Annotated in this window: 11 protein-coding genes; all 11 read left to right on the top strand. The window is 41.7% G+C overall.

The window, feature by feature from the left end; translation table 11 throughout:
* The first annotated feature begins 4 nt into the window (after positions 1-4).
* The 11 genes from K6V26_RS17260 to K6V26_RS17210 all read left to right on the top strand — a co-directional run bounded on the left by K6V26_RS17260 (position 5) and on the right by K6V26_RS17210 (position 16,378).
* A complete protein-coding gene (locus tag K6V26_RS17260; protein ID WP_224263415.1) occupies positions 5-1,792 on the top strand; it encodes a RagB/SusD family nutrient uptake outer membrane protein in 1,788 nt (595 codons plus the stop codon).
* Positions 1,793-1,917: 125 nt separating this feature from the next.
* On the top strand, positions 1,918-5,517 hold the full coding sequence (locus K6V26_RS17255) for a glycosyl hydrolase (RefSeq protein ID WP_224263414.1): 3,600 nt from the start codon (positions 1,918-1,920) through the stop codon (positions 5,515-5,517).
* A gap of 156 nt (positions 5,518-5,673) precedes the next feature.
* A complete protein-coding gene (locus K6V26_RS17250; protein ID WP_224263413.1) occupies positions 5,674-6,801 on the top strand; it encodes a glycosyl hydrolase family 95 catalytic domain-containing protein in 1,128 nt (375 codons plus the stop codon).
* Positions 6,802-6,831: 30 nt separating this feature from the next.
* Positions 6,832-7,938, top strand: coding sequence for a glycosyl hydrolase family 95 catalytic domain-containing protein (locus K6V26_RS17245; RefSeq protein WP_224263412.1), 1,107 nt, complete (start codon positions 6,832-6,834; stop codon positions 7,936-7,938).
* 219 nt (positions 7,939-8,157) lie between these two features.
* Complete coding sequence (locus K6V26_RS17240; protein ID WP_010802062.1) at positions 8,158-8,769, top strand: RNA polymerase sigma factor; 612 nt, start codon at positions 8,158-8,160, stop codon at positions 8,767-8,769.
* Between the two features lie 10 nt (positions 8,770-8,779).
* Positions 8,780-9,736, top strand: a complete 957-nt coding sequence (locus K6V26_RS17235) for a FecR family protein (RefSeq protein WP_224263411.1) — start codon at positions 8,780-8,782, stop codon at positions 9,734-9,736.
* Positions 9,737-9,942: 206 nt separating this feature from the next.
* Positions 9,943-13,194, top strand: coding sequence for a SusC/RagA family TonB-linked outer membrane protein (locus K6V26_RS17230; RefSeq protein ID WP_224263410.1), 3,252 nt, complete (start codon positions 9,943-9,945; stop codon positions 13,192-13,194).
* An 11-nt stretch (positions 13,195-13,205) separates the two neighbouring features.
* On the top strand, positions 13,206-14,174 hold the full coding sequence (locus K6V26_RS17225) for a RagB/SusD family nutrient uptake outer membrane protein (protein ID WP_224263409.1): 969 nt from the start codon (positions 13,206-13,208) through the stop codon (positions 14,172-14,174).
* A gap of 30 nt (positions 14,175-14,204) precedes the next feature.
* Positions 14,205-14,915: a RagB/SusD family nutrient uptake outer membrane protein gene (locus K6V26_RS17220; RefSeq protein WP_224263408.1), complete on the top strand. Its 711-nt coding sequence runs from the start codon at positions 14,205-14,207 to the stop codon at positions 14,913-14,915.
* A gap of 204 nt (positions 14,916-15,119) precedes the next feature.
* A complete protein-coding gene (locus K6V26_RS17215) occupies positions 15,120-16,073 on the top strand; it encodes an IS110 family RNA-guided transposase (protein WP_010800681.1) in 954 nt (317 codons plus the stop codon).
* Positions 16,070-16,378, top strand: coding sequence for a hypothetical protein (locus K6V26_RS17210; protein ID WP_007657317.1), 309 nt, complete (start codon positions 16,070-16,072; stop codon positions 16,376-16,378). The genes K6V26_RS17215 and K6V26_RS17210 overlap by 4 nt, the downstream gene beginning before the upstream one ends.
* The last annotated feature ends 260 nt before the right edge of the window (positions 16,379-16,638 follow it).

Here is a 16,638-nt window from a genome sequence, read left to right as displayed (position 1 = left end):
AACAATGGAAAGAACATATATATATAAAACGTTATTGCTATTAATGACAATCTTTACTGTCGTTGGTTGTGATGATAATAAATTTCTGGAAGAAGATCCTGAAACATTTTACACAATCGACAATGTATTTACTACCTCCGAACAGGTAGATCAAGTACTTACTACTTGCTATATCAAAGTACATAATATATATTGTCCTTATAATAACTTTGGGGAATTGAATTTGTGGTCGTATGGAATGGGAAACGGAACTGATGTGCTGGATGTACCGACTATACGTTATTCTTACCGGTTTAATGATTACAGTATAATTAATTCGGAATATGGGGTATTCAAAGATACATATGCCGCATTTTATTATCTGATTAATGCTGCCAATACCGCCATTTATGCCACAAATTTAGAGCATATAATGTGGAATTCGGAATCCGACAAAGCTTATATCATTGCTCAGGCCCGATTCTTCAGAGCTTTTGCTTACAGAAATTTAGGAGAACTATTTGGAGGAGTTCCGTTGGTAACAGAAATAACTTCTACTCCTAAATATGATTATAAACGTTCGACACGTATGGAGACCTATCAATATGCTATCGACGAAATGGAAGATATCATAAACGATTTGCCTATTACGACAGCAGAAGCCGGACGTTTGGTAAGGGCGGCTGTTCAGCATAATCTTTGCCAATTGTACATTGATAAGGGAGTGTTGCTGGAAGCGGAAGGCGGTGATGCTGCCAGTGCATATAATAAGGCTATTTCGTATGCCAATGATGTTATAGATTCCGGTACTTACAGTCTTATGACAGAGCGCTTCGGTGCACGTAAAAATGAAGGTCCGGAGTTCTATTATGCAACTTCGGCAGTAGAACAGACTGCTGACCGGACTTATTCATCAGCAGGTTATCCTATAGAAGGAAATGTTTATTGGGATCTTTTCCAGGTAGGAAATCAGGATTATCAGGATGGGAACACTGAAGCTATATGGTGTGCTCAATCAGATTATGAGGTATATAAGTCCGACGGAAGTTTGGCTTGTTTGGATTATCCTGCTATTTATGGACCTGTTTTCAGAGATCAGGGAGGAGCGCATATCGGTGGTCAGATGGAAGACGTCGGGGGTTTTGGTTGTAGCCAGGTAACTCCTACTCCTTATTCTCGTGATGGTGTTTATGAAGGAAAATGGGGTGAAGATATACGTAATTCGGAGGCTGTTTTACGCCGTGTCTTTTTGGGAAATATAAAAACATCCGAATACTATGGAAAACAGATTCCATGGGATGTTCTTTATAAAAAAGATCAAAATGGTAAATATGACGATGGTGCTTACACCTTGATATATCCGATATCATGTAAAATAGGTCCTGATTTTTATACATTGGCGGCTGATGGTAGGGTATTGCGCAGCATTTTCCGTGATGATTATCTGATACGTTTACCCGAAACCATTTTATTGCGTGCCGAGGCTAAATTGAGAGTCGGAGACAAGTCTGGTGCCGCATCTGACATAAACATGTTACGTTCACGGGCAAAATGTAGTTACCTGGTGACTGCTAATGATGTTAGTCTTGATTTGATCCTTGACGAGAGAACCCGTGAATTGATGTATGAAGAGAGTCGTTGGAATACTCTGCTTCGCATGGGAGGAACAGTTGCTGCCGATCGTATAAAAAAATATTCATATTGGGACTATCCGAGATTAACATTGACAAAACCCTTTAATCTTTGGCCTATTCCTCAAACGGTTATTGATACGAATAAAGATGTAGTACTGGAACAAAATCCCGGTTGGTAATAATCTTGTCGTCATTTAAAGACAAGAATAAATTAGTAAAGAGGTTTCCCGTGGTAAAAAGGGAAGCCTCTTTATATGACCAGATGTTTATGATTTCGAATAAAATACAAAATAATAATTTATTTATGAGGAAGATAGTCGTTCTTCAAATAGTTGCTTTTTACCTTTTTTCCTGTCTGGTAACTTATGCTCAGTCACAAAGATATAAGGGATATCCGAAAAAAGATACGGATATCTTTTCTGAATTTGCCAACCCTCCGAAGGGATATGGAAACGTTCCTTTTTATTGGTGGAATGGTGATAGTTTGAATAAGGAAAGAATGAAAGAACAGCTTGACATTTTATCTGCATCTGCGACAGATGGTTTTGCTGTAAGTTATATACACATGGACCCTGAAGTGGATGTTGGGGAAATGAAAGACGGATATGGACTTTCCGGAAAAACAGAAGCAGGAAAGCCTAAGGTGTTCTCCGGAGATTGGTGGAATTTCTGGAATTGGTTTGCCAAAGAATGTTCCCGGAAAAACATCGGTTTAGGTATGGATGATTATACCATAGGATGGATTGGCAATGGATATTATACGGATGAGTTGTTGAAAGAAGAAAAATTTCAGAATTATCAAGGTGACTTGGAGATTGTGTCTGATTCTGTTCGGGGAGGGACCACTTTTATTCATGACATTCCGGAAAGATTGGTCGGTGCTGTTGCCTGGCCGGGGAAAATAGATCTGACAGAATATATATCAGGCGGAAAACTTTTGTGGAGAGCTCCGGAAGGGAAAGACTATAAAATATATATTCTTTCAACGAAAAAAAGTCATTTGTTGCATCCGGATATCGGAAGAGAATATGTGAACGTGTATTTCGATCGTTTTGAAAAGAATATGGGAGATGCAGCTTCGGGGGGCATGAACTATTTTTTTCAGGATGAATTGTCTTATCCTATTAAAATAGGGTCCTGGTCGGAGGACTTTAAGGAAGAATTTGAAAAAAGGAAAGGGTATGATATCACACTTTATCTTCCTGCTTTGAAAGAAAGTATCGGAGATATAACACCAAAGATACGTTTGGATTATTGTGATGTATTAATGGATTTGGCGGAAGAACGCTTTTTTCAGCCCATTTATAATTGGCATGCTTCACGCGGTTTGATTTATGGAAGCGATAATTTTGGACGTGGAATGGAACCATTGGCATATATTGATTATTTCAGGGCTAATTCTTGGTACACAGCTCCGGGGAATGATGCTCCATCGACCGGCTCTAGTTTTTTGCAAACGAAAGTATCCAGTTCAATAGCTCATTTATATGAACGTCCGCGAACATGGCTTGAGGCTTTTCATAGTATGGGATGGGGAAGTACGGGCTCATGGCTGACCAAACAAATGGACCATCATTTTATGGCAGGTGGAAATTTAGTCTGTATGCATGGATTATATTATTCCACACATGGTGGTTGGTGGGAATGGGCTCCGCCTTGTTTTCATTTCAGAATGCCTTATTGGCCGCATATGAAACAATGGCTTCAATATACAGAGAGATTGAGTTTTCTGATGAGTCAAGGTACTCATGTCTGTGATATAGCCTTGATGTATCCTACGGAATCGATGCAGGCCTATCCGGATGCTAACACAAAGATTGCGTTTGAACAGGCAATGAAACTTAGTAATTCCGGTTTGGATTATGATTTTATGGATTACAGGTCCTTGCAAAAATCAAAAGTAGAGAACGGCTGTTTGAATATCTCGGGAGAAAAGTATCGTATATTGATTTTGGCAGATATGAAAGCGATGCATTATTCTTCTTTATTAAAAATACGGGACTTTTATCGTTCGGGAGGGATAATAATAGCAACAGGCGAGTTGCCGAAGGCCAGTACCTGCATGGGAGAAAACGATTCGAAAGCGGATGCAATAATCCGGGAAGTATTCGGTGCGACATCCCTGGAAGTTTCTCAAGGAAAAAAAGTAAAGAAACAGGTTCATGATTCGGGGGGAGTAGGATTGTATGTGTCGGAGGATAAGGTGTCGGAGCAGATAAAATCTTTGATTGTTCCGGATTTTATATCAGGAACCGGAGAAGGGAAGGTTTTACATAGATATGTGGGAGAACGTGATGTCTATATGGTTATGGACGTGCCTGAAGGTACAGAATGTTTTTTCAGAGCTACGGGTAAAGTTGAACTTTGGAATGCTTCTGACGGAACAATCTCCGATTATCCGGTTGTTCGCCAAACAAAAGAAGGAACATGGCTCCGATTGGATAAAGAGCCGGATAATTCGTATTTGTTTGTCTTTTCAAAAGGAACACCTATTGTAATGCCTGAAGGCAAAAAGGAATCGAAGTTGATATACCGATCCTTAATTATAGGTTTGTGGGAGACGGAATTATTGCCGACATTAGATAATAAATGGGGAGATTATCGTTTTCCGGCTTCGGATGTTATCGGTGCTGAGGCGCGTTCTTTTAAACATCGACCGGCTACTCTTTCTCCTCAAAACTGGATGTTGACAGATTTCGATGATTCGGAATGGCCTGAAAGTGTGTATGGGTTTGGACCTCAATTTGTCACAGAATGTACGTCCACGGATATCCCGTTGGATAATGTGTTACAAGGAAATGAATCGTCAGGAGAGATGTTGGAGTTTTCATGGCAGTATGGTGTTTTTGACAATCCGGGATCACAAGGATGGCATGGTTTGAAAGGTAAAGTCAGCGATGGCTTTTTCATTTTGGACCAGGGAGCGCATCAAATATACAAAAGTAAAGTCTATGTCCCTGTAACAGGTTCATATAGGATTGAAATTGATGGTGTTCAACCTGATTTTCTTTTGATCGACCAGAAGCCTGCGAATGAAAATATCTGGTTGGAAGAAGGATGGCATCCATGTACTGTAGCATATGCAAATACAGAGAAAGGTAAATTCAAGTTTCAGAAAGGTACGTATCGGGATTTTAGAAAGAGAAGTTCCGTTGTATTTTTCCCTGCATCATCCGTTACCCCGGCAAAGCCGTCTTCATACGACAAAATAATTTCTACACGCTGGGCTTTAGGAGATCATTTGTTGTATGATCCTTACGGAGGAGAGAATCTTACTTGGAATTATCGTTTTAATTCTGTTCCGGGAATGCAGGAAATGGACATGATGATAGCCGGAAGCGATTTGAAAGTCTGGTTTAATGGGAAAGCAATAGAAAAAGGGAATATCCGATTTCTATCCGAAGATTCTTCGGGGATGAGAAAGTATCGTATTATCTTTCCTGAAACCCGGAAGAAAGTTGGCCTGGTCGCTTTTTCGATCAAACGAAAACCCGGTTATCAGGGGACTGGTGTGATTTGTGAACCCGTTAAAATAAAAACAGGGAAAGGGCTTTTGGATGCCGGTAATTGGTCGGAGACCGGAGCCTTGAAATATTATTCAGGTGGAATGTATTACAGAAAGCAGATAACAATACCAAAAGCCGAAGCATCCGGTAAAGTCATTCTGGACCTGGGCAATGTAAATGCTTCCTGTGAGGTAAAAGTTAATGGTAAAGAGGTGGGCATACTGATGAGACCGCCATACAAAGTTGAGATAGGCAAGTATGTTAAACAAGGTGATAACCAATTGGAAGTCTTGGTTTATAGTACATTGTTGAATCATTATCAGACGATTCCGACTCCATATAGGGGAGATGGGGTTGCTGGACTTTTAGGCCCTGTCTCGTTGAGTATATGTGAATAATCAGAGAACTTGTTATTATTGTAAAAGCAATAATAATCCACACAATAAGCAGCTATTTGCTATTTTTTATAGCGATAGCTGCTTTTATATTTGTGTTTGAAATGAAGACACATAATTGAACAGTATATCCCTTAGCGGAGCACAATTTATTTACAAATGAAGAAGAATTTAATACTATCCCTGTCCGTATTGAGTACACTCTTATTTTCTGCTTGTACGGATCAAGCTAATCAGTCGGGAAGTCAGGCAGAAAATATCATAGGAAAACACACCATCCGCTTTACGGAACCTCCTAAACGTATACCCGTACCGCATTCGGTCGATGCACCTTTGTTGGGGAATGGTTTTACCGGGGTTGCCTTGTCGGGAACACCGGAGTCGCAGGTCTTTTATGTCGCCCGGAATGATTTCTGGAGACTGAAGTCTGCTTTGGACGAATCATTTCCTCTTGTCCTGGGTAAGATAGAACTGGATATCCCTCAATTGAAAGATGCTTCCTATCTGGTGGAACAACAGCTATATGATGCCGTATCGACCGCCCGCTTTACCAAAGGGGATATTTCCGTTTCCTATAAAGCCTTTGTTTCTGCCACGGAAGATATGTTGATTGTGGATTTGAATATGGAAGGGAATGGTTCTGTGGAAGGTTCTGCCGGAATATCTTTCTTGGGAAAAGAAGAACAGATTGATAATCCGCCTCGTGAACGGATATTCCCCGATGTCAGGGAGCATGAGACGAGACCGAATGGTATCGAGTATCTGTCCCGTGCCTTCGTAGACTCTGTCGATATACCGACTAAAGGTGCTATGGCGTTACGGGTGATCGGATCTACGGATGGCAAATTCACCTTGGAACCGGGGAAAACGGTCCGTTTGGTGTGTGCCTTCTCTAGCAATTTCAAGAGTGACGATTGCGTGGCTACTGTCATAAAAAAAGTAGAAGATTTTACTCCGGCACGACAGGCTGAGATAGAGAAAAGCCATAAAGAATGGTGGCGGAATTATTGGGAAAAATCGTATGTCAGCATACCGGATAGTGTAATTGAAAAACAATATTACCTTTCTCTTTACGGCATGGGTTCCTGTAGCCGGGATATGGATTTTCCACCCTCTATTTTTGGTACTTGGATCACGAAGGAACGTCCTTACTGGAATGGGGACTATCATCTGAACTATAACCATATGGCCCCTTATTATGCGCTTTACTCGGCAAACAGGATTGAGCAGGCTGATCCCTATATTTCCTCTATGCTGGCACAGATAGAGAGAGGAAACTATTACTAGGAGAAAGTCACCGGCATTCCGGGAGGCATTTTGCTGCCTGTAGGTGCGGGACCATTAGGTGTTGAGACGACCCGCAGGACTCCGTTCATGGATACCTATTATTATGACTGGATTAAAAGCGGAAATATAGAAGACGAAGGTATGTTCTGGGGACAAAAAAGCAACTCCGCCTATGCTGTCGTTAATATGTCTATGCAGTTTTATCATACCTGGGATGAAGCCTATACCCGGAAAGTGTATCCTTTTGTAAAAGGGGTTGCCACCTTTTGGGAGAATTACCTGACACGTGAAGGTGACCGCTATGTCATTTATAATGATGCGATCCATGAAGGTACGGTCGGGACGATGAATCCTATTCTTTCATTGGGACTGGTGCGGATGGTGATGCAGACCGTTTCTGACATGAGCGCTCTTTTGGGAGTCGATGAAGAAAAGAGAACGCAGTGGCAGTTTATCAAAGAACATCTTCCCGATTATCCGTTGCAGGAGCGAAACGGTAAGACAGTCTTCCGGTATACGGAAAAAGGTTGCGACTGGTGGGACGGAAACACATTGGGAATCCAGCATATTTATCCGGCAGGCCAGATCGGTCTGAACAGTGATCCCAGGTTACTGGAGGTCGCTTATAACACAGTCGATGAAATGCAACGTTGGCTGGATTCGAATGGAAGTAACAGCTTTTTCCCGGCAGCCGTGCGGATCGGTTATAAGCCGGATAGCATCCTGGCTCATTTGAACACTTATTCAAAACATACCTACCCGAATGGCTTCCAGTTAAATAACCCGCATGGTATCGAAAACTGGAGCACGGTACCCAATACGATCAACGAAATGCTCTGTATGGGACACCAGGACATTGTCCGTGTCTTTCCTGTATGGCCTCGCGATAAGGATGCGTCGTTCCATCAGATCCGGGTGGATGGTGCCTTCTTGGTTTCCAGCGAACTGAAAGGCGGAGCAGTCACATCTTTGACTCTTGTCAGTGAGAAAGGTCGCGATTTAACTTTACAGAATCCGTGGAAAGGTAAGAAAGTCGAGATTACAGACCCGGTTGCCGGTAAGAGAACCGTGGACGGTGATTTTATAAAAATGAAGACAGAGGCCGGTCAGACGTATCGGTTTGCCATGGGGAAATAAAGGTTTGCAATAATAAACCACTTAATAAGCAGCTATTTTTTATAGTAATAGCTGCTTTTATATTTGTATGGTAACGCCACCATTTTCCAGTCCGTTACCTCGCTTATGCAAAACAATGTTAAATAATTGTACCCGAATCACGGAAACTATAACGGTATAGTATCCTTAATATAGATTCGGTAATAATGCAATGTATCATTTATAGAAAAAATACCACGAATGCACAAAATTGAGCAGTTATCAGACCAACAGTTAATGAAAGAGATTATGTCTGATAACTTTAAAGCTTTCACAGAGCTTTACAATAGATATAAACATACTCTCTTTCAGTTTGTCATCCGGCTTTCGCACGGCGATTATTCGATGGCAGAGGAAGTTGTGCAGGAGACATTTATCATTATTTGGGAGAACCGGAAGAAGATTGTGGTTGAATTTTCATTTCAGGGTTATCTGAAAAAGGTATCTCGTAACCTGTTCCTGAAAGAAACGGCAAAACGTATTCAGGAACAGTTGATGATCTCACAGATTGAGAATGTCAGGGAAGCCGAGAATTGTGTGGAGGATGAAGTCGAGTTGAACCTGTTGCTGGAGGAAGTGGAGCGTATTATCTCCATGTTGCCACCCGCCAGGCAAAAAGTCTATCGCTTGAAACACATTGAGCATCTTTCGCAAAAGGAGATAGCCAGCCTGTTGGATATTTCGGAAAACACGGTGGAGAGTCATCTGAAACAGTCGACAAAGTTCCTAAGCCAGATGCTGAGAGCGAACAGGGGTGACTTGCTGAATGGCATAGCTTTATTACTTTATCCTATTTTTTCATTCTTATTTTAAAGGAATAACTATGAGCAGACAAATTGAATTATTAGATAAATTCTACGATAATAAAGCTACTGAAAGTGAAAAACGTCAGTTAGCCGGGCTGTTGAATGACCCGGACAGGTGGACGGATGATTTTGATAAAATATGGGATCATTCCTTCGGTCATATGCCTGATTCGACAGACGAGCGGATTTTTAAGGCTATCACTGCAACGGCTAACCCAACAAAGATAAATATCAGAAAGTTTTTTATGCGTATGGCTACTTGCGCGGCTGTTTTCGGTGCCGTCGCCATATCGTTATTCTATTGGAACGAAAACCGCTTGTTAACCAAATATAACGATATGACCGTAGAAGTAGGTCACGGACAAAAGTCGGATATTTCCTTGCCGGACGGCACAATAGTCCATCTGAATGCCGATTCCAAACTGCGTTACGGCAGTCATTTTAACGGGAAACAGCGTCAGGTCGAACTGACCGGCGAAGCCTATTTTGATGTAGCAAAAGATGCCCAATCTCCTTTCATCGTAAAAGCCGGTGATATCCAGGTACGTGCTTTAGGAACTTCATTTAATGTCCATGCTTATCCTGATGATGAAAATATCACGACTTATCTGGCAGAAGGTTCGGTTATAGTTTCATCGCCGGAACAGTCCCTTCATTTAAGTCCGGGGGAAGTGGCTGTCTATTCGTTGGCAGATACCCGGATGACAAAGAAACAAGAGGAGGATGACCGGTTGTTTATCGCCTGGATGAATAATGAAATGGTATTCAACGATGAGCCGATCCTGAATATTATCAAGCTGCTGGAGCGTAATTATAATGTGAAGTTTGAGATTAAAAGCGATAAGCTGAATAGCATTACTTTCACCGGTACACTGAAAAATGCCAGCTTGCAATCAACGTTATATGCTTTGCAATTTACCTCTTCTGTCTTTTATAAGAAAAAAGAGGACGTGATAGAACTCTATAGTGATTAACCCTTTAAATATTATCGATATGACCTAGAAAAAACACATGTACGCAAAAAGGGAAAGTGCTTGCAACACCTTCCCCTTCATTAGTCAATCAAGAGAGTTGAAAATTCGCAAGTAATCACTCTCTGGTAATTAACCATTTAATACTACACAAAAGTATGAATAAAAAATCAGAAACTATTTCTTCCTTTCCGGAAAAAGGAAATATTATGAAAAAGATAGGAGCTATATGTATAGCAGGCTTTCTATCCACTTCGGTTTTCGCACAGGTAACAGTCAACGTAAAGCAACAAACGATCAAGCAGGCGTTACGTACTATTGAGAAAGCCACAGATTACCGATTTTTTTACAGTAATCAACTTCCTGATTTGGATAAAACAGTATCCTTTGAAGTCAATAATCAGTCGATAGATGCAGCTATGAGCCGTCTGCTGAATGGGACTGGACTAATCTATGAGAAGAAAGATAACAATCAGATTTATCTTGCTGTAAAGAAAGCTGGTGCTAATCCCATAAGAGTCTCCGGAGCTATCGTCGACGATAATAACGAACCGATTATCGGTGCCAATGTCTCGATAAAAGGGACTACAACCGGAACAATAACGGATGTGGACGGAAAGTTCAATCTCGAAGCTTCTCCGGGCATGACTTTGCTGATTTCATATATCGGATATGCAACCAAAGAAGTAACGGTAAGTAATCAGACTGTCTATAAGATAAAAATGCAGGAAGATACACAGGCCCTGGATGAAGTGGTCGTAATTGGATATGGTACGCTAAACAAACAAGCGATAACCGGTTCTGTTACTAAAGCGAATATTGATACCTACCGGGATGTACCGACAAACAATATTATGGAAACGCTTAAAGGTTCGGTTCCCGGTCTGAATGTCGGAGGTGTGAATAAAGCCGGTAGTGTGGCAGGATTCAGTATACGTGGCCAGAATTCAACCCGGGACGGTGGTAATAATCCGTTGATCGTATTGGATGGAGCTATCTACGACGGTTCGTTGGCAGATATCCCCTCTGAAGATATCGAGAGTTTTACGGTTTTGAAAGATGCCAGCGCTGCGGCTGTTTATGGTAGCCGTTCGTCGAATGGGGTTATCCTGATTCAGACGAAGCGGGGTAGAAGCAAAACTTCTAAGCCGGAGTTCTCTGTGAATTTGTCGTATGGGATAAGCAATGAATTGAAACGTTTGAAAGTCTATGATGCGCAGGGATATCTTAAAAAATTGTTAGACGTGCGTGAGGCTAACGGATTGGATGCCGATCCTGAGAAGATAGCTATTTATCTCCAACCGGAAGAAGCTGACAATTATAATGCCACTTCAGACCATCGTCCGACCTTTAGCGATCCTTATGAATTGTTCCGTCAGAATGCTTATAACTTAAAGGCTAATGTCAGCATATCCAACAGTTCGGATTTTGCCAATTATTATATTTCAGCGGCACTGACCGACCAGAAAGGTGTTGTCATGAACGACCGTTATAAAAACTTTTCCGGACGTGTCAATATCGACAGCAATTTGACAAGCTGGCTGAAAGTGGGAGTAAAAACAAATTATAGTATTCGCGATTATTCCGGCGACTCTCCTTCGATGACTAAAGCGGCACAATTCAGTCCGTATGCCTCTTTATATGATGATGAAGGTCGTTACCTGCAATATCCGCAAACAACTACTTCTTTTGAAAGTCCTTTCTGGAGTATGAAGACCGATGATACGGAAAAATACAATATCCTGGGAGCTATACTGAATGCTAAGATAACCGTTCCCTGGGTAAAAGGATTGTCTTATGAGATGGTTTATTCGAATACGTTACGCTGGTCGGAGAAATACTATTTCTATGACGAATATACTACGGCCGGCCAGGGGAAAAACGGTAAAGGTGAACGGAAGCATGAGAACAACTACAACATGTTGCTGGATAACATGATAAAGTATAATAACACCTTTAATCAAAAACATAATGTCGATGCAACCTTCCTGTACTCGCGGGAACGTCGCACCTGGGAAAGTACAACTGCCTATGCTGAAAACTTCGATAATACGGTCCTGGGGGATAATAAACTGGAAGACGGTAAAACGCAGACGGTAAATACCGGTGCCGGTGAAAGTGGCGCGATAGCTTGGATGGCACGTGGTACTTATACTTTCGACGGGCGTTATTCAATTACGGGAACGGTTCGTCGTGACGGATGTTCAGCTTTCAGCATTAACCGGAAATGGGCGACATTCGCTTCCGGCGGTTTGAACTGGAACATTTCCAATGAGTCTTTTATGAAAGATGTTGAACCTATTAATAATCTGGCTCTGCGTGTTTCATACGGCTCAAACGGTAACCAGTCGATTGACCCTTACAGTACGCTGGCTAAAGTGGGTACTAATAAGTATATTTTTGCCGGAGACCCTTCTTATTCGATTACACAGGGTATCAGTTCGTTTGCCTTGAATGATTTAGGATGGGAAAAAACAACCGGATTTAATGCGGGAGTAGATTTCTCTCTGTTGAAGAACCGGCTTTCCGGTACTGTAGATGCCTATTTCACCAACACGACAGATTTGTTGTTTAGTTTATCGTTGCCGTCGGTTTCCGGTAAAACGTCTATGTTATCTAATTTAGGAAAGATCAGGAACAAAGGTGTGGAGATTGGATTACATTCGGTAAATATAGAATCGAAAGACTTCAGATGGACTTCTGATTTTGCTTTCTCCCTGAACCGGAATAAAGTGGTTACTATTTATGGCGAAGATAATGATGGTGACGGAAAAGAGGACGACCTGATCAGTTCCGGTTACTTTATCGGAAAAACATTAGGTACTATTTACAATTATAAAGTAAATGGCATGTGGCAACAGGAAGATGTGGACAATGGTACAATCATGGAAGGTATGCGTCCCGGTGACTACAAATTGGAAGATGTGGATGGTGATGGGAAAATCAGTTCTGACAAAGACCGTCAGTTCCTGGGTACTTCTAAAGAAAATTTCCGTTGGAGTCTGACGAATACGTTTGATTATAAAGGATTCTCCCTGATGATTTATATTAATTCCATTTGGGGTGGAAACGGTTACTTCCTGTCAGGCAACAATACGCCCTATTATGATGAATATATAAACAGCGGAGCCCATAACCGGACTGTTTTCGACTATTGGACACCACAGAATACGGGAGCGAAGTACCCCCGTCTGGACTATAATTCAAATGCACGATACAAGGGTACCAAATATATGGACCGCAGCTTTATTAAATTGCAGAAGGTTGCTTTAAGCTATGATTTGTCTCCTTACGTGAAACCGTTCGGATTTAATAACATGCGTTTGTCCCTGAGTGCAGACAACTTGTTCACATTCGCGCCTCATTGGGATGGATTGGACCCTGAGACGGATTCCGGATTGAAGATTTCGTCTTCTCCTTCTATCCGTACATATCAAATGACTTTATTGTTTAACTTCTAATCTGATTAAAAATGAAAGTAATAAGACAACTATTTATAGGATTGGTACTTGCCGGGTCCATGACTTCATGTTATGATTTGCTGACAGAGGTACCTAAGGACTTCTTAACACCGGAAAACTCATATACGGATAGAAAAGGTTTTGAGGCTGCCCTGGCGAATATCTATCTGAGCATACGAAATGATTTTTATGCTAATTCAGACCAATGGCAGAATTTTGACCTGATGGGGGTTGATGTTGATTTGAATAATCCGCGAACGTCGAACGATGTATATACGGAATATTTCTATTGGAATACCCTTAATGCGGATAATGGAATTGCAAAGAAATGGTGGCAGCGGTTATACGGATATATTTACAGTTGTAATGTGATTATCGACCGGGCTGAAAGTTCTCTGGTAAAATGGAATACCGAAGAAGAGAAGAATGCGATTGTCGGAGAAGCTAAATTCTTGCGTGCTTTTGCTTATCGCTTTTTGGGTAATATGTGGGGAAAGGCACCGATTGTGTTGGAAGAGACTACGTCTCCCCAATTCAATTATCAAAGTGCTACCCAGGAGGAAATTTATAAGCAATGTAAGGAAGATTTATTGTTTGCAGTTCAATGGATGCCGGAAATAGATAATCAAAAAGGAGGGAGAGCCTCCAATGTTGCAGCCCGCCATTTGTTATCGGAGATTCTGATTTGCCTGAAAGATTATAACGGAGCGGTGGAACAGGCCACTGCTGTTATAAACAATCCGTCTATGTCTTTGATGACGGAGAGATTCGGCAAACTGAAAGATTTTACATTTGAAGGTTATGACTATCAGGGTGAAAAAGAACCTTGGGGAGATGTCTACTGGGATCTATTCAGGGAGAATAATTTCAACCGTATCGATGGAAATAAGGAATGTATCTGGAATGTACAGTTTGATGTTGAACTGCAAGGGGGTGGCAATACAGGTGTTTCTGGCGGTAATTTCGGATTGGAACGTTAGTTTGGTGCCGCGTGGTGGTCGCAAAAAGATTTGGACGGCACACCCAATTGGTTGAAGGATATTTTGGGAGGACGACCGGTCGGTGCTGTTTCTCCTACGAAATATGCAGCCGAGCAAATCTGGCAATACAAAGATAGCTGGAACAAGGATATCCGTAATTCAAAATACAATATGAAGCGGGAATATTACTGGACGAATCCTAACGGCCGTTTTTACGGTCAGCTTATGACTGAAGAGACTCTGGGAGATAAAGCCACATCTTTCCAGGTTACCGATCCTACTTATATGAAGATAATTGCTGCCCAGCATCACGGACAGTTCAAAGATGCCACGAGTGGAGAAACCCATGACAATGGCCGTATTTATAAAGACTGGTATATTATGCGTCTGGCAGAAACCTATTTATTGCGTGCCGAAGCAAACTTGCTGGCCGGAAAAGCAGATGCTGCTGCCGCAGATATAAATGCGGTACGTAATAGAGCAAACGCAACTCCGGTAACAGCTTCCGATGTAAATATTGATCTGATTCTGGACGAACGTGCCCGCGAACTTTATCTGGAAGATTTCCGTCTGAATACCTTGATGCGAATGAATAAGCTGGTCGAATACCTGATGAAATATAACCCGAAGGTTATCCAGGCCGGGTATAAATTAGATGATCATCTGAATAAATTACCTGTCCCAAATTCTGAAATAGAAGCAAACAAGGAAGGTGGTCTGGTTCAGAATGACGGATATTAAAATTTATTCGTTCCTTTGTAATACATATTGAAAGAGGGTGTTGTGACAGCGTCCATTGCTTGTACAACACCCTTTTAATTAGGCAGATGTTGGTAGTATGAAAAGAAATATCATGAAACATCCATGAAATAAATTTCGTCCAAGAGCATGTAAATAGGGGGGTATTGTTTACTTTAGTGTCATTCACTCGAAAAAACGAATGCAATGAAAACAGTACCTTTTGAACAAGTCATCCTCCGGGGTTGTGGAATAGATGTCCACAAGGACATGGTAGTTGCTACGATAAGTGGCGAAGGTCTCAAAACTGAAACCCGCAGTTACAAGACCTTCAGTAGTTCTTTGACAGAATTAAAAGAATGGTTATTATCCAGTGGCATTACGCATGTAGCCATGGAAAGTACCGGTGTTTACTGGAAGCCGGTCTATAAGATTCTTGAATGTCCTGATATGAAAGTCTGGATCGTGAACGCACGGCACATCAAGTATGTTCCCGGGCACAAAACGGATAAAAAGGATAGTGCCTGGATTTGCAAACTGCTTTTAGCAGGTTTGTTGAAACCGAGTTATATCCCGGAGCGTGAACAACGTGAGCTTCGTGATTTAACCCGTTACCGTAACAAGTTGATCCAGCATGTATCTTCTGAGAAAAACCGTATTGTTCGTATCCTGGAAGATTGTAACATCAAACTTTCCAGCGTGGTGTGCAGCCTGGACGGAGTCGTGGCGAACAAGCTGATAGATATGTTGATCGATAAGGGTCATGTAACAATGGATGACATAACTTGCATCTATCATAAAAAACTTGAAGCCAGTCCGGAACTTCTTTATCAGGCTTGTGAAGGCTTTATAGAACCGCATCACATCTATATGTTGCAGACCATCCGTAAAGATATGGAACAGACGAAAGCCATCATAGCTGACCTTACCTGCCGTATAAAAGAGGTTTTATCTCCTTATGAGAATGTGATGGAACTCTTGCAGAAGATCCCCGGACTTAGCCGGAAAACGGTTGAAGACCTGATAGCAGAGATAGGTGTGGATATGGAAGCCTTTCCAACCGAAAAGCACCTGGCTTCGTGGGCCGGTGTCTGTCCTGGCAATAACGAGAGCGCAGGTAAAAAAAAAGTGGTAGAACCACCCATGGCAACAAACAGTTGAAAGCCGTAATCACGGAGGCTGCGTGGGCAGCCACCCGTACCAAGAACACCTTTTACAGTGCACGTTATCACCGTTTAGCCGCCCGTCGAGGGAAAAAGAGGGCTTTAGTAGCAGTAGGACACTCGATCCTGAAATCGGTATGGCATGTACTGAAAGAGGCTTGTGAGTATAAGGAACTCGGTGCGGAATATCTCAACCAAAGGATGGAGCAGAAACGGAAAAATTACTTGAAGAAAGAGCTGGAAGCACTTGGCTATAAAGTTAAAATCAGCCGTGATGATGGTCCAATCCCAGAAGTAGGTTAAAAACATAGAGAAGGTCGATTTTTACTGGCTTGTTGTCGTAAGAAACAGCAAGAGGTCGCTCATGAAACTGATCTCAACTGCTAAGCGGTCAAGACTGCGAGTCCTTTAACGCGTGTATGAAATTTTTTTTCTTAGCTGTTGTAAAATTATAAAATGCCCAAAGATAATAGCCAACCGCATTTGTATCTATACAAGTGCTCTCTTTTGTTTTGTCTGAACTCTAAAAAAATCAATTTATTAATGGTTTAAACGGCTCTCTT

It is taken from the genome of Parabacteroides goldsteinii, assembly GCF_020091425.1.
Classification (GTDB): Bacteria; Bacteroidota; Bacteroidia; order Bacteroidales; family Tannerellaceae; genus Parabacteroides; species Parabacteroides goldsteinii.
Note: the sequence above shows the minus strand (reverse complement) of the source record. Positions and strands in the feature narration are given on the sequence as shown.